Raw genomic sequence first — 22006 nt, 5'->3', positions numbered from 1 at the left:
TTGTTTGAGAGGAGAAGGGAAAATGAGTAATCCGAAAGTGTACCAGCCGAAGAACCATATCCGTTTTGTAACCGCTTCCAGTCTATTTGACGGACATGATGCGTCTATTAACATTATGAGGCGTATTTTGCAGTCAAGCGGCGCTGAGGTCATCCATCTTGGGCATAACCGTTCAGTAGACGAGGTTGTGAGTGCAGCCATTCAGGAAGATGCTCAGGGGATCGCTATATCTTCCTATCAAGGCGGCCATGTTGAATACTTCAAGTACATGATCGACTTGTTAAAGGAACGCGGAGCAAGCCATATTAAAGTATTTGGCGGAGGCGGAGGCGTTATTATTCCGCCGGAAATAAAAGAACTGCACAGCTACGGCGTAACCCGCCTCTTCTCTCCTGAAGACGGCAGGATCAACGGACTGCAGGGTATGATCAATTTTATGCTGCAGGAGTGCGATTTTCAGACCGTTACAGAACTGACGGACGAACTTGAGAAGCTTCCTGAAAAGGAAAGCCGTGCGGTCGCCCGCCTGATCACTGTAGCCGAGAACGGGGAGTTCGCTCCAAAGGAAACGGCAGCCACTGCTGAGCAGGTGCTTCAACAGGTGAAAAGCTCGCAGCAAAACGTGCCTGTACTGGGTATTACGGGAACGGGCGGAGCAGGGAAAAGCTCCTTAACCGATGAGCTTGTGCGCCGTTACGTGAATGAATTTGAAGATAAGACGGTAGCCATCCTTTCCATCGACCCTACAAAGCAAAAAACAGGCGGAGCCTTGCTTGGCGACCGCATCCGTATGAATTCCATTTACAATCCTCGCGTATACATGCGCAGTCTCGCAACACGCGGTTCACGGTCAGAGCTTTCTGCGGCTATTCGTGATGCTCTTTCAGTTGTAAAGGCAGCAGGATATGATCTGGTCATCGTCGAGACGAGCGGGATTGGCCAGGGAGATGCTGGAATTGTAGATATTTCTGATGTCTCCATGTATGTCATGACGAGCGAGTTTGGCGCACCTTCACAGCTGGAGAAGATTGACATGATCGACTATGCTGACCTTATCGCGATCAATAAATACGAGCGTAAAGGTTCAGAAGATGCTCTAAGGGATGTAAGGAAGCAATATCAGCGCTCACGCCAATGGTTTGAAAAAGAATTGGATGGTATGCCCGTATATGGAACCATTGCGAGCCAGTTTAATGACGAAGGAACGAATACCCTGTTCCGCGCATTGATCCATACCTTAAATGATAAATGTTCATTAGGCTGGCAGCTCAAGCCTCTGGCTGAAGAAACAGTTGCAAAAAAGAATGTGATCATCCCGGGTGAGCGAAGCCAGTATTTGAATGACCTTGTCTATACAATGAGAGATTACTACAAGACCATGAATGAACAAGTGAAGTACGCAAGAAAAAGCTATCAGCTCAAAGGTTCGATCGAAACCATCCAAGAGATCAACGCCAATGGTGAAGTTGTTTCCACCTTAGAAGAAGCAAGAGATCTAGTAGAGGAGAAGCTTCTTCCGTACTCCAAGAAAACACTCGACAACTGGCCGAAGCTGAGAGAGCAGTACAGCGGCATGGAGTTTGTGACAAAAATCAGAGACAAAGAGATTGTCACAGAGCTTACAACCAAAAGTCTTTCAGGCTTAAACATACCCAAAGTGTCACTTCCGAAGTTTGAAGACTGGGGAGAGATCCTAAAATGGGTGATGAAGGAAAATGTGCCGGGCGCCTTCCCTTATACAGCTGGAGTTTTCCCGTTTAAGCGAAAGGGTGAAGATCCGAAGCGCCAGTTTGCAGGAGAAGGAACGCCGGAACGAACGAACCGACGCTTCCACTATCTTTCAAAAGACGATGATGCCAAGCGCTTAAGCACAGCCTTTGACTCCGTTACCCTGTACGGCGAGGATCCTGATTATCGTCCGGATATTTATGGAAAAGTCGGAGAAAGCGGCGTCAGCATCTGTACGCTGGAAGATATGAAAAAGCTTTATGACGGCTTCGATCTGATTGCGCCAAGCACCTCTGTTTCAATGACGATTAACGGTCCAGCGCCAATCATTCTCGCCATGTTCATGAACACAGCGATTGATCAGCAGCTTCAACAATTTGAGCAGGAAAATGGCCGCCGTCCGAATGAAGACGAGTACAAGGAGATTGCCGCCAAGACACTGGCTAGTGTACGCGGAACGGTTCAGGCAGACATATTGAAGGAAGATCAAGGGCAGAATACATGTATCTTCTCGACTGAATTCGCTCTTCGCATGATGGGCGATATCCAGCAATATTTTATCGACCATAATGTGCGTAACTACTACTCTGTTTCGATCTCCGGCTATCACATTGCAGAAGCCGGCGCTAACCCGATCACACAGCTGGCGTTTACGTTGGCGAATGGGTTCACCTATGTGGAATATTACTTAAGCCGAGGTATGAACATTGACGATTTCGCACCAAATCTATCGTTCTTCTTCAGTAACGGTTTAGATCCGGAATACGCGGTGATCGGCCGGGTCGCACGAAGAATCTGGGCAACAGTAATGAAAAATAAATATGGTGCAAATGAGCGAAGCCAGAAGCTGAAGTATCATGTTCAAACGTCTGGAAGATCGCTTCATGCGCAAGAGATCGATTTTAACGACATCCGTACGACCCTGCAAGCGTTGATGGCACTTTATGATAACTGTAATTCTTTGCATACCAATTCCTATGATGAAGCAATCACGACACCGACAAAGGAATCTGTTCGCCGAGCGATGGCCATCCAGCTTATTATTACGAAGGAAATGGGTCTCGCCCGCAATGAAAATTCACTTCAAGGATCCTTTATTATTGAGGAGCTGACTGACCTTGTAGAAGAAGCAGTCCTTCAGGAATTTGAAAGGCTGAATGCAAGGGGCGGTGTCTTAGGCTCGATGGAAACACAGTATCAGCGAGGAAAGATACAGGAAGAGTCTATGTATTATGAGATGAAAAAGCATAATGGAGAGCTGCCGATCATCGGTGTCAATACGTACCTGAATCCCAACCCTCCAAAAGATGAAGAATTTAACATGCAGCTGGCACGGGCAACGAAGGAAGAGAAGGAACAGCAGATCGCCAGCCTCAATGATTTCAAAAACAGGCATGTTGAACAATCGGTTCAAGCACTGCGCAAACTTCAGGAAACAGCCTTGAACGGCGGGAACATTTTTGAAGAACTGATGAAGACCGTCAGAGTAGCAAGCCTTGGCCAAATCACATCTGCTTTATATGAAGTGGGCGGCAAATACCGTAGAAATATGTAAAAACAATATGGGAAAAGAATAAAAAAGAAAAATAGAAAAAGAGGATGTATCCTCTTTTTCTATTTTTAGGCTAAAAACCTCACTGAACGGGTGTCTGGCACCCGAAGTTAACCCAAAGGTGCCTGACACCCTAATAAACAAAACTAATTGCTTCGAAGGGTAGAAATATGGCTATCCAGCCAAGGGTGTCAGGCACCAAAATTCGGTGCCTGACACCGAAGAAAGTAAGCGCAGTAATTAATCCTTTTATGGGGTGCCTGGCACCTTTTGAGTTAACTGATAGTGCCAGGCACCCTTTCAAAGAAGCAGTTTTTAAAAAAAAGATGTCATTCATCTAGCATATCCTTGGAAGATTTGTTTATAATGAAGAGTATAATTCTTCTAGAACAAAACTTGTGCATCTATAACATAAATAGATTTATTGATTTGAAAGGAAGTGCCAACTTGAGTTTAGTCAAATCTTATTCAAAAGATGACATCGTGGAAATGGCCATGGTTGAGATCGCTTTTGAAATTTTAAAAGAAGAAAAACAAACAGTTCCTTTTTATGAGCTAGTTCAGCGTATTAAAGATATGAAGGGATTATCTGATGCTGCAGTCGAACGCCGTCTATCACATTTTTATACAGACATGAACATCGACGGCCGTTTTGTTTCTCTCGGTGACAACAAGTGGGGTCTTAAAGCTTGGTATCCGATTGAGAGCAGTGAAGAAGAGCTTGGGAACACGAACAAGCCAACGAAACGCAAAAAGGTTGTCGCTGAAGATGAAGATTTTGACGAGTTCGAAGAAGACTTTGATGAAGAAGACTTCGATGCTCTCGACGTTGAAGATGAGTTTGCGAAAGCGAGCAGCAGTGACGACGACGATGACGACGATGACGAAGAGGACGAAGAGGAATTGGACGAGGACTTCGACGAATTTGAAGACAGCGAAGAAGAGCTGGATGAAGATATCGAAGACGAAGAAGACGAGGCCGCTGAAGAGGAATTATACGAGGTTGAAAACGAAGATAAAGAAGACAAGTAACACATATGAGATATTCTGCCCGGTGGAGCCTGAAAACAGCGCCCGCCGGGTTGTTTTTTTATAATGTCTAGCTCAGCGTCCAGGACGAAATATGAAACACCATTTCGTCATAAGTCCTCGCAAGACGAAATTTAGAATATAATTTCGTCTTTGGTCGCTTCACTCTTACTCCTTAACACAAAGAGCGTGTTGCTGTGTAAAAGTTCCAGCACTTGTCGGACTTTAGCAGGACGCATCCGCTTTTCCTGTTATTTCTTACTTTTGCAAATTTCTTTCTAGTCCTTGACATTCGATTGGAAAGCCGATAAAATCATTTTTGGGCTAAACGTATATATAAATAATTTTTTGCGGATAAAAACAAAAGTGCCCCCTTTATTGGGGAGGAGTCACTTTTGTTTTTTTTTATTTTAAGCTTCTTATACTATATTGTCCTTTCTGCTTGAAACAGAAGCAGAGGGGTATACTTAATTGTGAAATCCAGAGGGGGAATAAAGAATGGCAAAGTATATTTTTGTAACAGGGGGAGTGGTTTCGTCTCTTGGAAAAGGGATTACTGCAGCTTCCTTGGGCCGATTGTTAAAAAACAGAGGTGTTAAGGTAACTACCCAAAAGTTCGATCCTTATATTAACGTGGATCCGGGAACGATGAGTCCTTATCAGCACGGCGAAGTTTTCGTAACAGATGACGGCGCTGAAACAGACCTCGACCTTGGACACTATGAGCGTTTCATTGATATTAACCTAAATAAATTCAGTTCTGTTACAACGGGTAAGATCTACTCTACTGTTCTCCGCAAAGAAAGAAGAGGAGAGTATTTGGGTGGCACAGTACAGGTTATTCCTCACGTCACCAATGAAATTAAAGAGCGTGTATTCCGCGCGGGCCGTGAGACTAACGCTGATGTAGTCATCACTGAAATCGGGGGAACTGTAGGGGATATTGAAAGTTTGCCATTTCTTGAAGCCATTCGCCAGATCAAGAGTGATGTTGGTTCGGAAAATGTAATGTATATCCACTGTACTCTTATTCCTTACATTAAAGCTGCCGGTGAGTTGAAAACAAAACCGACACAGCACAGCGTAAAAGAACTTCGAAGCCTTGGAATTCAGCCAAACATCATCGTCGTTCGAACGGAAATGCCAGTCTCTGACGATATGAAAGAAAAAATCGGCCTCTTCTGTGATATTGATCCAAAAGCGGTCATTGAAGCACGTGACGCAGATACTCTGTACCGTGTTCCGATCGACCTTCAAGAACAAAATATGGATCAGATCGTTTGCGACCACTTAAAATTGGACTGCAAAGAAGCTGACATGGGTGAATGGAAAGGCTTGATCGACCGCGTACTGAACTTGTCAGGAAAAGCAAAAATCGCATTGGTCGGAAAATACGTAGCACTTCAGGATGCCTACATTTCAGTGGTTGAATCCTTGCGCCATGCAGGATATCACCATGATGCGGATATTGATATCCAATGGATCAACTCTGAAGATGTAACAAAAGAAAATGTGGCTGAAACACTGAAGGATGTAGATGGAATCCTTGTTCCCGGCGGTTTCGGAGACCGTGGTGTGGAAGGGAAAATCCTCACGATCCAGTATGCCCGCGAGAACAAAGTTCCTTACCTCGGAATCTGCCTTGGCATGCAGCTGGCGTCTGTTGAATTTGCGCGAAATGTGCTGGGCATGGATGGTGCACATTCCACAGAACTTCTTCCGTCCACCGAGTATCCGATTATCGATTTGCTTCCTGAGCAAAAAGATGTGGAAGACCTTGGCGGTACACTTCGTCTAGGGCTTTATCCATGTAAGCTTAACGAAGGATCCAAAGCATATGATGCTTATCAGGATGAAGTGGTTTATGAGCGCCACCGCCACCGTTACGAGTTCAATAACGAATATCGTGACCAAATGGAGAAGGAAGGTTTTGTATTTTCGGGAACCAGCCCTGATGGCCGTTTAGTCGAAATTATCGAACTTAAAGATCACCCTTGGTTTGTCGCTTCTCAATTCCATCCAGAGTTTATCTCGCGCCCGACCCGTCCGCAGCCTCTATTCCGTGAATTTATAGGAGCTGCTCTGCAAATGAAAAACTAATAAGAGAAGCGTAAGCGCACTTTACTGGACATAGCAAACAGAAAACCCGGCTGATTTCAGCCGGGTTTTTTATGATTTTAAGATTAATTTTGCCGGTTGAAGCTCAGCATTACCGGCCCTAATTAGTTCTCCGCGTACGGTTTGAGAGGGGGGCGACCGCAGGACAGTGGACGAATATAGGGCCATGCTTTGCTGAATGCGCTCTGACTTGCTGCTGACCTTGGCTGTAAGCACTTTGTAAGAAGGGGCTTATGAAGGAGGCTTTTGCTTGCTCGAAGGAAGGTTGAGGTTATTAAGGGGCTGGATAAGGATTAGGACGTTCGTCCCTCCTTATTACAGAGAATTCGGCAAATATTGACATATTCCTTCATTGTTTTTAAATTTTTTTTGGTAAGGTAATTAGTTTACATAATGGCGGTTTGGACAGTAAATATGCAATTTTGGACAGTAAATTTAAATTTTGGCTCGTATTTTACGCTTTTTGGACAGTAAATCCTGCATCCCCGCCAGTAAATCAATCTTCGTACTCTTCAAGTATCTCTTTTGCCGTTAAAAACAAGGCATGATAGGCAAATAAACCTGCCATGGCAGAAGGAATTCCTATTCGTTCCCCGTTTTCAGCTGGAACAAGTCCTTTTTTTACCTTTAAATCAATAAAAGCATCACAATGTGGAGCCGCTTCTTCCCCTTTTTCCTTGCGTGAGGCAAGAAAAATGATGCTCGCATCTGTGTTTTGTTTGATTTCCTGAAGCAGGCTGAGGACAGGCTCATCGTCATGAAAACGGGCGGAGGCAAGCACGGTATCTACACTCGTTAACTGGCTGATCTCTTTTGTGTTCAGCGGCTTCGCATTTGAAAAAGCCTCTTGTCCATGGATTCCTTCAGCACACACTGCCTCCATCTCATCTTTTCCTGTAAAATAGACAGTGCCATGCGATAGAACAGTCTGCGCTAAGAGCCTGGCTGCGTCTTCAAAGGCAAATTCATTATCCTGCTGGATTTTAGAAAAAATCCCATTAAGCTGGGTGAAAAATATCTTTAACATAAGATCTCCTCTTCGTTTCGGTAGTTTGGTTTAGTATAACGCATTGATTTTTTTATTTCACTCGAAGCAGCAGGAAAACGACAGGATTCACAGAATTAGTTAGAATATGGAATTGATCGAAAAAATTATGTCAGAGGTGAGCAGGTTGAGTAAAATATTGATTGTGGATGACCAATACGGAATTCGGATTCTTTTAAATGAGATTTTTCAAAAAGAGGGGTATCAGACGTTTCAGGCTGCAAACGGCGTGCAGGCTCTTTCGATCGTTGAAGAGGAAACACCGGATCTTGTGATTTTGGATATGAAAATTCCAGGGATGGACGGATTGGAAATTTTACGCCATGTCAAAAAAATGAATTCCTCCATTCAAGTCATCATCATGACCGCTTATGGCGAATTGGATATGATCCATGAAGCGATAAAGCTCGGGGCCATCACCCATTTTGCGAAACCGTTCGACATTGACGAAATTCGCGCAGCGGTGAGGAAAGAATTACCAATCAGCGCAGGATAAGAAAAAATTCTACAAATCATTGACATATCGGCATTGGTAGCGCTTGCACGCAAAAAGCCTGATTTATTGCGGTTTTCAAGCGCTATTGGTATGCTATAATAGGTTTGAAAAAAGACTAACTAATGTTTAACATATGGCATTTTCGGAAAAAGATTGAAGATGATTCTTTTTTCGTTTTTTTGTGCCAATAGTAAAGGGAGGACATGAAACATGCCTTTAGTGTCAATGAAAGAAATGCTCGAAAAAGGAAAAGCGGAAGGATATGCTGTCGGTCAATTCAACATTAATAACCTTGAATTTACCCAAGCGATTCTCAAAGCTGCTCAGGAAGAAAAATCTCCGGTAATTCTTGGCGTTTCAGAAGGCGCTGCTCGTTACATGGGTGGTTTTAAACTTGTCGTCAGCATGGTTAAAGAACTAATCGAAGAATATAAAGTAACTGTACCGGTTGCGATCCACTTGGATCATGGCTCCAGCTACCAAAAATGTGCTGAAGCAATCCATGCCGGTTTCACTTCCGTTATGATTGACGGATCTCATTTCCCGCTTGAGGAAAACATTGCATTAACGAAAAAAGTTGTAGAACTTGCTCACTTCCACGGTGTGTCAGTTGAAGCTGAACTAGGCCGTATCGGCGGACAGGAAGATGATCTTGTAGTTGATGATGCTGAAGCAGCATACGCTATTCCTTCTGAATGTGATCAGCTTGTACGCGAAACAGGTGTAGATTGCTTTGCTCCTGCACTAGGAAGCGTGCACGGACCTTACAAAGGTGAGCCGAACCTTGGCTTCGACCGCATGAAAGAAGTAAATGAATTAACTGGTGTTCCTCTTGTACTTCATGGCGGAACAGGAATCCCTACACACGATATCCAAAAAGCAATCTCTCTAGGTACAGCTAAAATCAACGTAAACACTGAAAACCAAATTGCGTCTTTCAATGCAGTAAAAGAATTTATTGCTGCCAACCCAGATAAATACGACCCACGTAAATACCTTACTGCTGCCCGTGATGCAATCCAGGAAACAGTTCAAGGTAAAATGCGCGAGTTCGGTTCTTCAAACAAGGCGTAAGAATGATATGAAAATAAAAACGGCTCATGCCGTTTTTATTTCTCTGCATGAAACCGCCTATACATTATAGGCGGTTTCATTTACAATGAAGATGTAAAAAAGGGTTACTAATTTCGGGTATGAAAGTTGTTGTGTGGAAAAGACTAAAAGGGAATTTAGACATCGTGTCTGTACAACCACTTTAATATAGGAGTGAATGAATAATGAAATTTTTTATTGATACTGCAAATATTGACGAAATCCGCGAAGCACATGAGCTTGGCATCTTATCAGGGGTTACAACAAACCCAACTTTAGTGGCGAAAGAAGGCGTTGATTTTCATGACCGCATTCGTGAGATCGCTGCTCTTGTTCCTGGTTCTGTTAGTGCCGAAGTTATTTCATTAAAAGCGGAAGAAATGATTGAAGAAGGAAAAGTGCTTGCTGCTATCGCACCGAACATTACGGTTAAAGTTCCGATGACTACAGAAGGCTTGAAAGCAGTAAAGGCGTTTAGTGAAATGAACATTAAAACCAATGTTACATTGATCTTCAATGCCAACCAGGCGTTATTGGCTGCAAGAGCGGGTGCTACTTATGTATCACCATTCCTTGGAAGACTCGATGACATCGGACAAGATGGTTTAGGATTGATTTCACAAATCGCTGAAATCTTTGCGATCCACGAACTTCCTGCCCAAATCATCGCAGCTTCTGTCCGCCATCCTGTGCACGTAACAGAAGCAGCCCTTCGTGGAGCACACATTGCAACGATTCCGCTCAAGGTCATCAAGGGCCTCGTGAGCCACCCATTAACTGACCAAGGGATTGAGCGTTTCTTAAGCGATTGGGAAGCTGTTAAAAACCGCGGCTAGAAGATACTATAACCTATCCAAGCACCACCTCCCGTGGTGCTTGTTTTTGGTTTTTTACCATAAAAAACCAAAAATTAGCATGATATTCCAGTTGTTGAGAATACTACAAGCAACAACGACTGGAGTTAACCGCTTGATGCAGAAGGGAGCAAACCATGGAACAGAAGCTTATGATTGAAGGGGGTTATCCCCTTGAAGGAACCGTTCATATTAGCGGAGCCAAGAACAGTGCGGTTGCATTAATCCCTGCTACCATTCTTGCAGAATCCCAAGTCATCATAGATCAGCTGCCTAATATATCAGATGTACGTTTGTTAAGAGATTTGTTGGAAGAAATCGGCGGAGAAGCCGAATTGGATGAAAATAATTCATTGACTGTTAATCCGGAAAAAATGATTGCTATGCCGCTTCCCAACGGAAAGGTTAAGAAACTTAGAGCCTCTTATTACCTCATGGGTGCTATGCTTGGCCGTTTCAAAAAAGCTGTCATCGGTCTTCCGGGAGGCTGTAATCTTGGCCCAAGGCCTATTGATCAGCATATTAAAGGATTTGAGGCATTAGGTGCAAAAGTTACCAATGAGCAAGGAGCCATCTACCTACGTGCAGATGAGCTCATCGGCGCACGAATCTATTTAGACGTAGTGAGTGTCGGCGCGACAATTAACATTATGCTTGCTGCGGTTAGAGCCAAGGGCCAAACCATCATTGAAAACGCGGCAAAAGAGCCTGAAATTATTGATGTTGCCACTCTTCTTACGAGTATGGGAGCAAAAATTAAAGGTGCAGGTACAGATGTGATCCGAATCGATGGAGTTGACCATCTTCACGGATGCCGCCACTCTATCATTCCAGACCGAATCGAAGCAGGTACCTACATGATATTGGCAGCAGCGGTTGGCCAGCAAGTATTAATAGATAATGTTATTCCGCTTCATTTAGAGTCATTGATTGCCAAGCTCCGGGAAATGGGCGTTCATATAGAAACAAAAGATGATCAAGTCCTTATTCATAACAGCGGAAATCCGTTAAAAAGTGTAGATATTAAGACTCTGGTTTATCCTGGTTTTCCTACGGATCTTCAGCAGCCGTTCACTTCATTGCTCACGAAAGCGGAAGGAACGAGTATCGTAACGGATACCATTTATTCTGCACGATTTAAGCATATTGATGAGTTGAGAAGAATGGGTGCCAACGTGAAGGTAGAAGGCCGATCTGCCATAATTAATGGACAGGCCCGCCTTGAGGGTGCCAAAGTAAAAGCCAGTGATCTCCGTGCAGGAGCGGCTCTTGTGGTTGCCGGTCTTATGTCAGAAGGTATCACAGAAGTTTCAGGTCTTGAACATATTGATCGCGGCTACGAATCACTTGTTGATAAACTGTTGGGGCTTGGCGCGAAAATCTGGCGTGAAAACCTTGATGTCGAGGAAATGGAAGAGATCGAGAAATAGGCGCTTTCGACAGGCGTCTCAGCTTTTCAATATGATCCAGCTTCAGTGTCCTGGTCCTCGATGGATGAAAAGGAACATCTCTTTTCATCCTTGGTCACTTCGTTCTTGAGCAGAAAACAAAGAACGTTTTATGCTCAAGACCTCCAGTGCTAGTCGGACCATAACGGCCACTTCAGCATTTCTAATTTTTGTAAGCGTTTTTCTAGAAGGGGGAAGTTATTTCAATGGAACGTAGTTTATCAATGGAACTAGTACGTGTTACAGAAGCCGCAGCACTTGCTTCAGCCCGTTGGATGGGCCGGGGCGTAAAGGATGAAGCAGATGATGCAGCAACAACTGCCATGCGCGATGTTTTTGATACTGTCCCGATGAAGGGAACGGTCGTCATTGGCGAGGGAGAAATGGATGAGGCTCCTATGCTTTATATTGGTGAAAAGCTGGGAACAGGCTATGGCCCGCGTGTAGATGTAGCGGTAGATCCTCTCGAAGGAACGAACATTGTGGCTTCCGGAACTTGGAATGCTTTAGCTGTTTTGGCTGTGGCGGACCACGGAAACCTTCTGCATGCACCGGATATGTATATGGATAAAATTGCCGTAGGTCCAGAAGCGGTAGGCCAGATCGACATCGATGCACCAACCATCGACAACCTAAGAGCCGTTGCCAAAGCACGTAATAAGGACATTGAGGACCTTGTTGCAATCGTCCTTAACCGCCCAAGACATGAGAAAGTCATCCAGGAGATCAGAGAAGCTGGTGCAAGAATTAAGCTGATTTCTGATGGTGATGTGGCTGCAGCCATTAATACAGCATTTGAAGGAACAGGCGTGGATATCTTATTTGGATCAGGAGGAGCTCCTGAAGGTGTCATTGCCGCAGTAGCTTTAAAGTGCCTTGGTGGAGAAATACAAGGTAAATTGCTTCCCCAAAATGACTCAGAATTAGAACGCTGCCGCAGAATGGGGATCACCGACATTAATAAAGTCCTCCGTATGGAAGATCTCGTCAAAGGCGATGATGCGATTTTTGCTGCAACAGGTGTAACAGACGGAGAACTCTTAAAAGGTGTCCAGTTTAAAGGGACGATCGGTACGACGCACTCTGTCGTCATGCGTGCAAAGTCAGGTACCGTTCGATTTATCGATGGGCGCCACAGTCTGAAAAAGAAACCTGATCTTGTCATTAGACCATAGTCCTTTTTATATAGTCCGGCGCCTATCTCTTCTGCATCATTTGTTCGGAAGAGGAAGCGTCCGGATTTTTACTTTTTTCATCCTGTCTTTATCTATGACTTGATTAAACCCGCAATTTGTGGTTAAAATATGAAGTACTGTTTATTTATAATATGAAATTTCCACTTCTGGTTTACTTACTTCAATAGTATCCTTCCAACCCTTCATTTCTGTTGCCCTGTTCTTTCATAAAAAACGATTAAAAACAGAAAACACAGTGTTTAGAAAATAGAATAAAGTGTGGTGTCATTATGGGCTTAGTATTATCTGAATTAGAAACAAAAAAATTAAAAGAATTATATGAACTTGCGAGACAATATAGAGTTCCTTATTATGGGAAATTAACGAAAAGAGAATTGATGTTTTCCATTCTTAAAGCACAGGCTGAACAGGATGGATATTCATTTATGGAAGGGATTCTCGAAGTTATTCCGAATGAAGGCTTTGGATTTTTGCGTCCGATCAACTATTCTCCAAGTTCCCAGGATATTTATATTTCGGCCTCGCAGATCCGCAGGTTTGATCTAAGAAACGGGGACAAGGTTTCCGGTAAAGTCCGTCCTCCAAAGGAAAATGAACGTTATTATGGATTGCTTCAGGTTGAAGCGGTAAACGGCGAGGATCCAGACACAGCAAAAGAACGTGTTCACTTCCCTGCGTTAACGGCTCTTTATCCTGAAAAGAAAATGGTGCTCGAAACCGAACGTACGAACCTTTCAACCCGTATCATGGACATGATTGCACCGGTTGGTTTCGGTCAGCGCGGATTGATTGTGGCGCCTCCTAAAGCTGGTAAGACCAGTCTTTTAAAAGAGGTCGCACACAGCATTTCGACTAACCATCCTGATACTGAACTGATTGTCCTGCTGATCGACGAGCGTCCGGAAGAAGTAACAGATATCGAGCGGTCCGTTAAAGGCGATGTCGTCAGCTCTACGTTTGACGAGGTGCCGGAAAACCACATTAAAGTTGCAGAGCTCGTATTAGAACGTGCGATGCGCCTTGTGGAACATAAAAAAGATGTTGTTATCCTGTTGGATAGCATTACACGTCTTGCCCGTGCGTATAACCTTGTCATTCCTCCAAGCGGACGTACATTGTCAGGGGGGATTGACCCGGCTGCATTCCATCGACCGAAGCGCTTTTTCGGGGCTGCCCGAAACATTGAAGAAGGCGGCAGCTTAACGATTTTGGCAACGGCTTTGGTTGAAACGGGTTCTCGTATGGATGATGTGATCTATGAAGAGTTCAAAGGGACAGGCAACATGGAGCTGCACCTTGACCGTAAGCTTGCTGAACGACGAATCTTCCCTGCAATCGATATTCGCCGTTCAGGAACGAGAAAAGAAGAAATGCTTATCCAGAAAGATCACCTTGAATCGTTATGGGCGATCCGAAAAACAATGGATGATTCGTATGATTTCGTAGATACGTTCATGAAGCGTTTACGAAAAACAACCAGCAATGAGGATTTCTTCGCGATGTTTGAGGCTGAGAAGTCAGGCACGAACAAGCGCGTAAAATCATTGTCGAATTCCTGAAGAATATAAAGGGAATGCTGTTGCAAAATGAACAGCACCCTGTTATACTACTGCTATGTGCTTATTTTAACTCTGGGTCCTCAGGATTCAGGGCAGAAGGAGTTGAGAACGAAATGAAACCAAATTTACATCCGACTTATAATAAAGTTGTATTTGTTGATGCGAGCAGCGGTTATAAGTTCTTATCCGGCTCTACAATGTCTTCTAGCGAAACCATTGAATGGGAAGATGGAAATACTTATCCTGTCATCAAAGTGGATGTTAGTTCCGATACACACCCTTTCTATACTGGGCGTCAGAAGTTTACAGATGTCGGCGGACGTGTTGACCGTTTCAAAAAGAAATACAATCTTAAGTAATATGCTGCAAGTTGTAAGGGGCAAGAGAACTTCTTGCTCCTTTTTTTTGTAAATAAAGAGAAATTTGCCGCCTCGTTATAAGGCGTTCAGCTAAATAGATGAGTACATAATATATGTAAATACCATGCATGGGAAGGGGAACAGAAACATGTACGTAATGAAGCAGAATGGCTGGGTAGAAGTCATTTGTGGAAGCATGTTTTCAGGAAAATCAGAAGAATTGATACGCAGGGTGCGCCGGGCGAAATATGGAAAGCTTGAAGTTCAAGTCTTTAAACCACTGATCGACAACCGTTACAGTGAAGAGTCAGTGGTTTCTCATAACGGTACCGCAGTCATTGCCCGACCGGTCGAAAAATCAGTTGATATCCTGAAAAGTGTTTCTCCTGACACTGAAGTGGTAGCCATAGATGAAATTCAGTTCTTTGATGAGGATGTCATTTCTGTCGTTCAGGAATTAGCCGACCATGGCATTCGGGTAATAGTTGCAGGACTTGACCAGGATTTCAGAGGCGAACCATTTGGCCCGATGCCAAAGCTTATGGCGCTTGCTGAAAGTGTAACGAAGCTGCACGCGATCTGCATGGTATGCGGATCACCGGCCAGCCGTACACAAAGGCTGATCAACGGAAAACCGGCTTCTTATGATGATCCCATTATATTAGTTGGCGCTTCCGAGTCCTATGAACCACGCTGCCGTCATTGTCATGAAGTGCCGGGAAAGCTGAATAATCTGCTTGCAAGCCTGGCAGAACAATCTGAATAAATAATGGATGATTCTTTTGATGGTGTCAGGCACCTTTTCTAGAATCATCCTTTTTTTGTCTGTATTTTTTTAGGCTTAACACAAACCCTAAGATTACGGGAGGTGTTTTCTGTGAAAAATACAGGAGTTTTCCTTATCCTTGCTTCACTGCTGGCGGCATGTTCTCCGACGTCTAAAGATCATTTTGAACCGACGGCAAATGAATCAGCCAAGAATATGAAAGACAACATTTGGGGACATGGGATTATTAATTACCATGCGACAAAAAATAACCCAAAGTTCAACTATAGTTCTGAAACGAATAAGAATCCCAATGACTATCAGAAATTGAATACAGCCCGATTTGATATCTCTGATGATCAGGACAAAATTCGTGAGGCGGTCGTCAGCCAGACGGGCATCAACCCTCAGATGGTGACCATCAATGGAAACTATGCGCATATTCATTTAAACGTGCCTTCAAGCGTATCTGACCGTAAAAAAGAAAAGATGCGCCGAGACATTAAAACAGCAGCAGAGCAGGCCGTTCCACGCTATAAGTTTTCAGTTAAAGTGGACAGCAGAAGGTGAAAAAACGGCAAATGTCCGTGCTTCCCGCACAGACAAATGCCGTTTTATTTTTTGGCTCTTCTCGCAGCCTGCTGAATCGGATCCCATACCCCGTTATATGGAGGAGCATAGCAAAGATCCAAATCCTCGAGTTCGTGCAGGTCCATTTTGTGAAACATGGCTGTGGCCAAAACATCCACTCTTTTGTCCACCCCATGCTTGCCGATAAACTGCCCGCCCAGAATGCGCTGGTTGTTGGCGTCAAATATGATTTTGACGTGCAGCGGTTCTACTCCAGGAAAATAGCCGGCAATGTCTTTTGCGCGCGTCATTACTGTTTCAACCGGGAAATGGAGCTTTTCCGCTTCTTTCTCGGATATTCCTGTTTTTCCAAGAGAAAGGTCCATGAACTTAATGATGGAGGAGCCGACAATTCCTTTGAACGTCTGTCTCTTTCCTGACATGTTCAGGCCTGCAATCCGGCCTTGCTTGTTCGCCGTTGTGCCAAGAGGAATATGATCATCCATTTCTTTGATCAGGTGGTAATGGCTCGCGCAATCTCCAGCAGCATAGACATCTTTCACATTGGTCCCCATGTACCCGTTGACAAGGATGGCTCCGCTCTCGTGAAGCCGGATCTCCGTATCTTCGATCAATGATGTATTCGGCTTTACACCAACAGATACGATGACCATGTCCGTTGGATAGTCCCGTTTGTTCGTCTTTACGAATTGAACCCGGTCATCTCCCTTAAACCGCTGAACTTCTTCATTCAAACAAACTTCTATGTCATGTTTTTGGGCTTCTTCATGGATCAGTTCTGCCATATCGGAATCAAAGATGGCGCCTAGCTGGGGCCCTCTTTGGATAATCCTTACCCTTTTCCCTAAAAGCCTAAGATTTTCTGCCATCTCAAGCCCGATATAGCCTCCGCCGATAATGGTGACGTCCTGGATGGAAGGATCAAGGTCCTTCTTGATTTTCTCAACGTCAGGAATCGTTTTCACAACATGGATGCCTGGCAGGTGCCTTCCTTCCCATTGCGGCATGACAGGGCTGACCCCAGTTGCAATCAGAAGCTTGTCATATGAAAAAACAAATTCCTCATTCGTTTTTGTATGTATGCCGTAAATGGTCTTTTCCCCTGGATCAACCCGGGTCACTTCATGATAGGTTCTGGCGTCCATTCCATACTTCTCCCTGAAGGTGGTTACATCGCGGGCAATCAGTTCTTCAGAAGATGGAATGAGTCCGCTCACTACATAGGGGAGTCCGCATTGGCCGTAAGAATAGATGCCCCCTTTTTCAAAAATGGTGATACGGGCCTCCGGATCGTTGCGGACGATTTGCATCGCAGCACTCATCCCGGCCGCATCTCCGCCGATAATACAATAGTTCATACTCTATCCCCTTTCTGTTCTTCTATAGTATTCCCCTTCGTTTTCTTTTAGTCATTGTTAAATGGGTGTTCGCTATTCTTGCACCGTATCCTTTTTTTCTTTCAACACTTTCTGTACCAACAAGAACCTGCCGGCGCTGTCGAACAATCATAATAGAGAGGTGTAGAAAATGCTGGATATCTTATCGAACGGAACGGACTGGAACGACCATCCTGTTCCGATCACCACACTTATCAAAAAGTTGAAAGAGAAGCCGCTGGATCCTATCTATGAATCCATGGGAAATTTTATTGTGAAAGTCAATCCGGTTACTGATACGCAGCACGACATACGGCACAAAGGGTGTACCCAATTTTTTGGCCACTTTGCAACCATTCCCTTTGTTTTCAATATTATAACCGATGAAAAAGTCGTGATTGAAGAACTGACAAAGGCCATCCGCATGAATCAGCAGCGACTGGATTACGAAGCGCTGAAAAACCATACATCCATGTATTAAAAACCTTTGCCCGGCGCATCCCTATAGAGTACGATAAAAGAAAGAGCGGGGGTGCAGTTGTGGAAGGATCCATTATAGCTTTGAATACTGGAAAGGCAGATTTTCTTTCGTGGCAGGGAAAAGACATAAGCTCGGCGATCAATAAAAAGCCGTCCCGTAGTCCATTATTCTTGTCAAATCTTCAATTTGAAGGAGATATACAGGCGGACACCGTGCACCATGGCGGTCCGGATAAAGCAGTCTGTGTCTATTCTCATGATCATTATGCGTATTGGGAGAAAGGGCTGGGAATCTCTCTGGACGTACCATCTTTCGGTGAGAATCTTACCGTTGAAGGCCTTACCGAAAAAGAGGTCTTTATCGGTGACATCTTCCGGCTTGGGGAGGCACTGGTCCAAGTGAGCCAGCCGCGCCAGCCTTGTTTTAAGGTGGCTGCCAAACTCAAACAGCCGTTGATGGTCAAATATATTCAGGATACCAGTTTCTCCGGCTATTACTTGCGGGTACTGGAAGAAGGCACTGTCAGCCCGGGAGACAAGCTTGTTATTGAAGAAAAACATCGAGCCGGGATCTCTGTCGAATTTGTTAACAGAATGACATACATAGACAAGGAAAACAGAGAAGGGCTTACCATGCTTGCCGGTCTGAATGAACTGGCAGAAGGCTGGCGCTCAGCTATGAAAAAGAAATTTGACTCTCTCCTCGGGCAGTACCTGTAGCTCCGGGGATTTCTTTTTGCCTTCAAACCGTCAAAACACAGTCTGAAGGCTTTTGACGGGTGACTTCCCCTGTATTATAATTAGAATGTTATGCCATTAAAATGAGGTGAAAAGCGTGTTAGAACGTTTAGAAACGATAGAAGCCCGATACAATAAATTAAATGATCTATTAAGTGACCCAGAAGTCATTAGCGATACGAATAAATTAAGGGAATACTCCAAAGAACAGTCTTCTCTTCAAGATACAGTAGCGGTTTACCGCGAGTATAAAGAAGCAAAAGAAGGGCTCGACGAAGCAAAAGCAATGCTCGAAGAAAAGCTTGATGCCGAGATGACCGCCATGGTGAAAGAGGAAGTTTCCGAGCTTGAAGATAAGATTGAAGAGTACATTCAGCAGCTGAAAATCTTGCTTCTTCCAAAAGACCCGAACGATGATAAGAACGTAATCGTCGAGGTGCGCGGAGCAGCAGGCGGTGACGAAGCCGCCCTATTTGCAGGCGACCTTTACAAAATGTACAGCCGCTATGCCGAGGTGCAAGGCTGGAAAACAGAAGTAATCGAAGCAAGCTACACCGAGCTTGGCGGCTACAAAGAGATCATCTTCTTGATCAACGGCAACGGGGCATACTCCAAGCTGAAGTATGAAAACGGAGCACACCGCGTACAGCGTGTTCCTGCTACAGAGTCCGGCGGCCGTATCCATACGTCTACAGCGACAGTAGCGATCCTTCCTGAAGCAGAAGAAGTGGAAGTTGAAATTCATGATAAGGACGTCCGTGTAGACACGTTTACGTCAAGCGGACCGGGCGGACAATCGGTTAACACGACTCAATCCGCTGTTCGTCTGACGCATATTCCAACTGGAACCGTTGTTTCCTGTCAGGATGAAAAATCACAGATCAAAAACAAGGAAAAAGCGATGAAGGTTCTTCGCGCGCGTGTTTATGATAAAATTCAGCAGGAAAAACAAAAAGAATACGATGAAAACCGTAAATCTGCAGTGGGTACCGGCGACCGTTCAGAACGGATCCGTACGTACAACTTCCCGCAAAACCGTGTAACGGACCATCGCATCGGCCTGACTCTTCAAAAACTGGATCAAATTTTGCTCGGCAAGCTGGACGAATTCATTGAAGCATTAATTACAGAAGACCAGACAAGCAAAATGAAGGCCCAGACGGAAGCATAAGATGAAAGCGATGAAACGGCATGAAGCCCTGAACTGGGCTTCATCTTTTTTAACGAAAAAGGGACGGGAACCTCAAACCGGGGAGCTTCTGCTTCGTCATGTACTTGGCAATCTGAGCCGGACGGAGCTGCTTCTTGGTTTGGATGAAGAGCTTCTTCCAAAGCAGCAAGAAGCATTTGAAGCAGCTGTACAAAAGCATGGCGATGGAGTGCCTGTCCAATACATTATTGGTTTTGAAGAGTTTTACGGAAGACGCTTTTCGGTGAATAAAGAGGTGCTCATTCCTCGGCCGGAAACAGAAGAGCTCGTATATGAAGTGCTTCAGCGCTCCATGATGAGGTTCCCTGGCATAGAAAAGATCCAGACAGTCGATGTCGGGACGGGGAGCGGTGCCATTGCCATTACGCTGGCACTGGAAAATTCTCGTTTTTCGGTAACCACGATCGATATTGCTGAGGAATCCCTGGAAGTCGCAAAGAAAAATGCTGAAGAACTTGAGGCATCTGTTCGTTTTATTCATGGAGACCTCCTTCAGCCTCTGATCGAGGGCGGAGAAAAAGCAGATATCGTTGTGTCGAATCCTCCTTACATTCCTGACCGTGAAATAATGGAGCTTGAGACGATCGTTAAGGATCAAGAGCCTTTCCGTGCACTTAGCGGCGGTGAGGACGGCTACGTATTTTACAGAAGGTTTATGGAAGAGCTGCCCCTCGTTCTGAACGCACAAAGCATTGTTGCCTTTGAAGTCGGCCATGATCAGGGCCAGACGGTGGCTGAAATGCTCAGGGTCACGTTCCCTGGGTCGGTTGTTTCGGTAGTAAAGGATATCAGCCAAAAAGAACGGATGGTTATCGCGGAGATTGGCTTTTAAGAAGAGTGGAAGGGGCTCTCAGCTGTGCTGGGGGCTTCTTTTTTGTGGCCGGAATGGCACTGAATTGAGCCGAACGGAGAATAATTGAGCGAAACAAGCAATAACTGGTCCGAACTGAATTTTCAGACTTATTCGCCAGTCAAACGCAACTCAATATCATCTATTCTCACATCCTAAAAATTGACGAAATACCTACTTCTATTGTAGGATTACTATTAATTAAATAAATCTTATCCAGAGCGGTGGAGGGACTGGCCCTATGAAACCCGGCAACCTATTTTTAGAAGGTGCTAAATCCAGCAGGAGTAGATCCTGGAAGATAAGATGGAGCGGTCAAAAACTTCCCCTTATCTAAAGGGGAAGTTTTTTTAGATAGTCGGAGGGTCAGGCCGTTGTCCTGACCACTCCTCCGCACTGAAGGGATGGACTTTCAGGGTCTCTTTTAGTGGCAGAATGTTTTTAAAAGGCAGAGGGGAGAAAAAGGTAGATGAGATTTGGATTTTGGTTGCCGATCTTTGGCGGATGGCTGAGAAATGTGGAAGATGAGAACATGCCGCCGACGTTTGATTATGCGAAGAAGGTTATTCAGTCCGCGGAAAAATGGGGGTTTGACACGACGCTGATCGCGGAACTGTATTTGAATGATATAAAAGGGCCGGAGCAGGACTCTCTTGAGGCTTGGACAACGGCAGCGGGTCTCGCGGCCGTAACGGAGAAAATAGAAATTATGACAGCGGTAAGGCCGGGATTCCATAATCCTGCTGTAACGGCGAAAATGACGGCAAACATCGACCAAATGAGCGGCGGGAGGTTTACACTTAATGTCGTCTCTGCCTGGTGGGAAGAGGAAGCGAAGCAGTATGGCGGCATTTTTACTGCCCACGACGAAAGATATGAGCGTACGCAAGAGTTTCTTGATGTTCTAAAGGGGCTGTGGACAGAAGAAACCTTCAATTATTCCGGCAAGTTTTATCAGTTTAGCGATACGAAACTTTTCCCTAAACCTGTTCAGCGGCCAAATCCCATTTTGTATGCTGGCGGAGAAAGTGAAAGGGGTAAACAGGTTATCTCTTCCTCCTGTGACGCTTACGTCATGCATGGCGGCACTGTCGAAGAGATCGCCGTTAAGATCAATGACATGAAGAACCGCCGCGGGCAAACAGGGAAAGAACCTTTATCTTCGTTCGGCATGGCGGCCTATGTGATCTGCCGGGATACTGAAGAAGAAGCCCAAGCGGAACTGCAGAGGATTACAGATGTAAAAGAGTCCAGCGCATATGCTGGGTTTAAAGATTTTACGAGCAAGTCGCAGCTTGAACAGCAGATTCAGCTGTACGACTACTCTGTTTCCAACCGGGGGCTGAGGCCGAATCTGATCGGCACACCTGAACAGATTGCGGAGCGGATTGCAGCATATGAAGAAGCCGGCCTCGGACTCCTTTTACTGCAATTCTCCCCTCAGTTAGAAGAGATGGAACGTTTCTCAAAACAGGTGATGCCTTTGGTAGAGAGCTATCGGAAAGAACATGCGAAATAA

General features: G+C 44.8%; 19 protein-coding genes and 1 riboswitch. Of the genes, 17 read left to right on the top strand and 2 right to left on the bottom strand.

The window, feature by feature from the left end:
• Window positions 1-22: 22 nt before the first annotated feature.
• From icmF to M1K46_RS04540, 3 genes are all read left to right on the top strand, one after another.
• Window positions 23-3283, top strand: a complete 3261-nt coding sequence (icmF, locus tag M1K46_RS04550; RefSeq protein ID WP_256225124.1) for a fused isobutyryl-CoA mutase/GTPase IcmF — start codon at window positions 23-25, stop codon at window positions 3281-3283.
• Between the two features lie 444 nt (window positions 3284-3727).
• Window positions 3728-4312, top strand: a complete 585-nt coding sequence (rpoE, locus tag M1K46_RS04545) for a DNA-directed RNA polymerase subunit delta (protein ID WP_256225123.1) — start codon at window positions 3728-3730, stop codon at window positions 4310-4312.
• 495 nt (window positions 4313-4807) lie between these two features.
• A complete protein-coding gene (locus M1K46_RS04540) occupies window positions 4808-6409 on the top strand; it encodes a CTP synthase (RefSeq protein WP_053356438.1) in 1602 nt (533 codons plus the stop codon).
• Between the two features lie 514 nt (window positions 6410-6923).
• On the opposite strand, the gene M1K46_RS04535 is transcribed toward M1K46_RS04540, so the two are convergent.
• On the bottom strand, window positions 6924-7454 hold the full coding sequence (locus M1K46_RS04535; protein ID WP_256225122.1) for a DUF2529 family protein: 531 nt from the start codon (window positions 7452-7454) through the stop codon (window positions 6924-6926).
• Window positions 7455-7599: 145 nt separating this feature from the next.
• Between M1K46_RS04535 and M1K46_RS04530 the strand changes: the two genes are divergently transcribed.
• The 9 genes from M1K46_RS04530 to M1K46_RS04490 all read left to right on the top strand — a co-directional run bounded on the left by M1K46_RS04530 (window position 7600) and on the right by M1K46_RS04490 (window position 15812).
• Window positions 7600-7968, top strand: coding sequence for a response regulator (locus tag M1K46_RS04530; RefSeq protein ID WP_369795851.1), 369 nt, complete (start codon window positions 7600-7602; stop codon window positions 7966-7968).
• Between the two features lie 210 nt (window positions 7969-8178).
• Window positions 8179-9042, top strand: a complete 864-nt coding sequence (fba, locus tag M1K46_RS04525) for a class II fructose-1,6-bisphosphate aldolase (RefSeq protein WP_053356440.1) — start codon at window positions 8179-8181, stop codon at window positions 9040-9042.
• A 203-nt stretch (window positions 9043-9245) separates the two neighbouring features.
• Window positions 9246-9896, top strand: a complete 651-nt coding sequence (gene fsa / locus M1K46_RS04520) for a fructose-6-phosphate aldolase (protein ID WP_053356441.1) — start codon at window positions 9246-9248, stop codon at window positions 9894-9896.
• A 155-nt stretch (window positions 9897-10051) separates the two neighbouring features.
• Complete coding sequence (locus M1K46_RS04515) at window positions 10052-11344, top strand: UDP-N-acetylglucosamine 1-carboxyvinyltransferase (protein WP_053356442.1); 1293 nt, start codon at window positions 10052-10054, stop codon at window positions 11342-11344.
• Window positions 11345-11568: 224 nt separating this feature from the next.
• Entirely contained in the window at window positions 11569-12537 is a 969-nt protein-coding gene (glpX, locus tag M1K46_RS04510; protein WP_053356443.1) for a class II fructose-bisphosphatase, read from the top strand.
• A gap of 290 nt (window positions 12538-12827) precedes the next feature.
• The gene (gene rho / locus M1K46_RS04505) at window positions 12828-14117 is read left to right on the top strand and encodes a transcription termination factor Rho (RefSeq protein WP_256225119.1); all 1290 of its coding nucleotides are present in this window, start codon (window positions 12828-12830) and stop codon (window positions 14115-14117) included.
• Between the two features lie 113 nt (window positions 14118-14230).
• Entirely contained in the window at window positions 14231-14476 is a 246-nt protein-coding gene (locus M1K46_RS04500) for a type B 50S ribosomal protein L31 (protein WP_053356445.1), read from the top strand.
• Between the two features lie 148 nt (window positions 14477-14624).
• Window positions 14625-15242, top strand: a complete 618-nt coding sequence (locus M1K46_RS04495) for a thymidine kinase (RefSeq protein ID WP_256225118.1) — start codon at window positions 14625-14627, stop codon at window positions 15240-15242.
• A 111-nt stretch (window positions 15243-15353) separates the two neighbouring features.
• A complete protein-coding gene (locus M1K46_RS04490) occupies window positions 15354-15812 on the top strand; it encodes a hypothetical protein (protein ID WP_256225116.1) in 459 nt (152 codons plus the stop codon).
• 44 nt (window positions 15813-15856) lie between these two features.
• On the opposite strand, the gene M1K46_RS04485 is transcribed toward M1K46_RS04490, so the two are convergent.
• Entirely contained in the window at window positions 15857-17191 is a 1335-nt protein-coding gene (locus M1K46_RS04485) for an FAD-dependent oxidoreductase (protein ID WP_256225115.1), read from the bottom strand.
• A 169-nt stretch (window positions 17192-17360) separates the two neighbouring features.
• On the opposite strand from M1K46_RS04485, the gene M1K46_RS04480 reads away from it, so the two are divergent.
• The 5 genes from M1K46_RS04480 to M1K46_RS04460 all read left to right on the top strand — a co-directional run bounded on the left by M1K46_RS04480 (window position 17361) and on the right by M1K46_RS04460 (window position 22006).
• Window positions 17361-17690 carry a hypothetical protein gene (locus M1K46_RS04480; protein WP_053356449.1) on the top strand — a complete coding sequence of 110 codons (330 nt, stop codon included), beginning with the start codon at window positions 17361-17363 and terminating at the stop codon, window positions 17688-17690.
• Between the two features lie 59 nt (window positions 17691-17749).
• On the top strand, window positions 17750-18409 hold the full coding sequence (locus tag M1K46_RS04475; RefSeq protein ID WP_256225114.1) for an MOSC domain-containing protein: 660 nt from the start codon (window positions 17750-17752) through the stop codon (window positions 18407-18409).
• Window positions 18410-18524: 115 nt separating this feature from the next.
• Window positions 18525-19598 (top strand): peptide chain release factor 1, encoded by a 1074-nt coding sequence (gene prfA / locus M1K46_RS04470; protein ID WP_053356451.1) that lies wholly within the window; start codon window positions 18525-18527, stop codon window positions 19596-19598.
• 10 nt (window positions 19599-19608) lie between these two features.
• Window positions 19609-20469 carry a peptide chain release factor N(5)-glutamine methyltransferase gene (gene prmC, locus M1K46_RS04465; RefSeq protein WP_256225213.1) on the top strand — a complete coding sequence of 287 codons (861 nt, stop codon included), beginning with the start codon at window positions 19609-19611 and terminating at the stop codon, window positions 20467-20469.
• 227 nt (window positions 20470-20696) lie between these two features.
• Window positions 20697-20795: riboswitch (SAM riboswitch) on the top strand.
• A 161-nt stretch (window positions 20796-20956) separates the two neighbouring features.
• Window positions 20957-22006, top strand: a complete 1050-nt coding sequence (locus tag M1K46_RS04460) for an LLM class flavin-dependent oxidoreductase (protein WP_053356452.1) — start codon at window positions 20957-20959, stop codon at window positions 22004-22006.

It is taken from the genome of Fictibacillus sp. WQ 8-8 (assembly GCF_024494405.1).
GTDB lineage: Bacteria > Bacillota > Bacilli > Bacillales > Fictibacillaceae > Fictibacillus_C > Fictibacillus_C marinisediminis.
This window is presented reverse-complemented; position numbering and strand designations above follow the sequence as displayed.

Excerpts from the sequence above, each read along its gene's own strand:
- icmF (WP_256225124.1), top strand. The coding sequence starts at position 23 with ATGAGTAATCCGAAAGTGTACCAGCCGAAGAACCATATCCGTTTTGTA.
- M1K46_RS04540 (WP_053356438.1), top strand. The coding sequence starts at position 4,808 with ATGGCAAAGTATATTTTTGTAACAGGGGGAGTGGTTTCGTCTCTTGGA.
- M1K46_RS04535 (WP_256225122.1), bottom strand. The coding sequence starts at position 7,454 with ATGTTAAAGATATTTTTCACCCAGCTTAATGGGATTTTTTCTAAAATC.
- fba (WP_053356440.1), top strand. The coding sequence starts at position 8,179 with ATGCCTTTAGTGTCAATGAAAGAAATGCTCGAAAAAGGAAAAGCGGAA.
- fsa (WP_053356441.1), top strand. The coding sequence starts at position 9,246 with ATGAAATTTTTTATTGATACTGCAAATATTGACGAAATCCGCGAAGCA.
- M1K46_RS04515 (WP_053356442.1), top strand. The coding sequence starts at position 10,052 with ATGGAACAGAAGCTTATGATTGAAGGGGGTTATCCCCTTGAAGGAACC.
- glpX (WP_053356443.1), top strand. The coding sequence starts at position 11,569 with ATGGAACGTAGTTTATCAATGGAACTAGTACGTGTTACAGAAGCCGCA.
- rho (WP_256225119.1), top strand. The coding sequence starts at position 12,828 with ATGGGCTTAGTATTATCTGAATTAGAAACAAAAAAATTAAAAGAATTA.
- M1K46_RS04500 (WP_053356445.1), top strand. The coding sequence starts at position 14,231 with ATGAAACCAAATTTACATCCGACTTATAATAAAGTTGTATTTGTTGAT.
- M1K46_RS04495 (WP_256225118.1), top strand. The coding sequence starts at position 14,625 with ATGTACGTAATGAAGCAGAATGGCTGGGTAGAAGTCATTTGTGGAAGC.
- M1K46_RS04485 (WP_256225115.1), bottom strand. The coding sequence starts at position 17,191 with ATGAACTATTGTATTATCGGCGGAGATGCGGCCGGGATGAGTGCTGCG.
- M1K46_RS04480 (WP_053356449.1), top strand. The coding sequence starts at position 17,361 with ATGCTGGATATCTTATCGAACGGAACGGACTGGAACGACCATCCTGTT.
- prmC (WP_256225213.1), top strand. The coding sequence starts at position 19,609 with ATGAAACGGCATGAAGCCCTGAACTGGGCTTCATCTTTTTTAACGAAA.
- M1K46_RS04460 (WP_053356452.1), top strand. The coding sequence starts at position 20,957 with ATGAGATTTGGATTTTGGTTGCCGATCTTTGGCGGATGGCTGAGAAAT.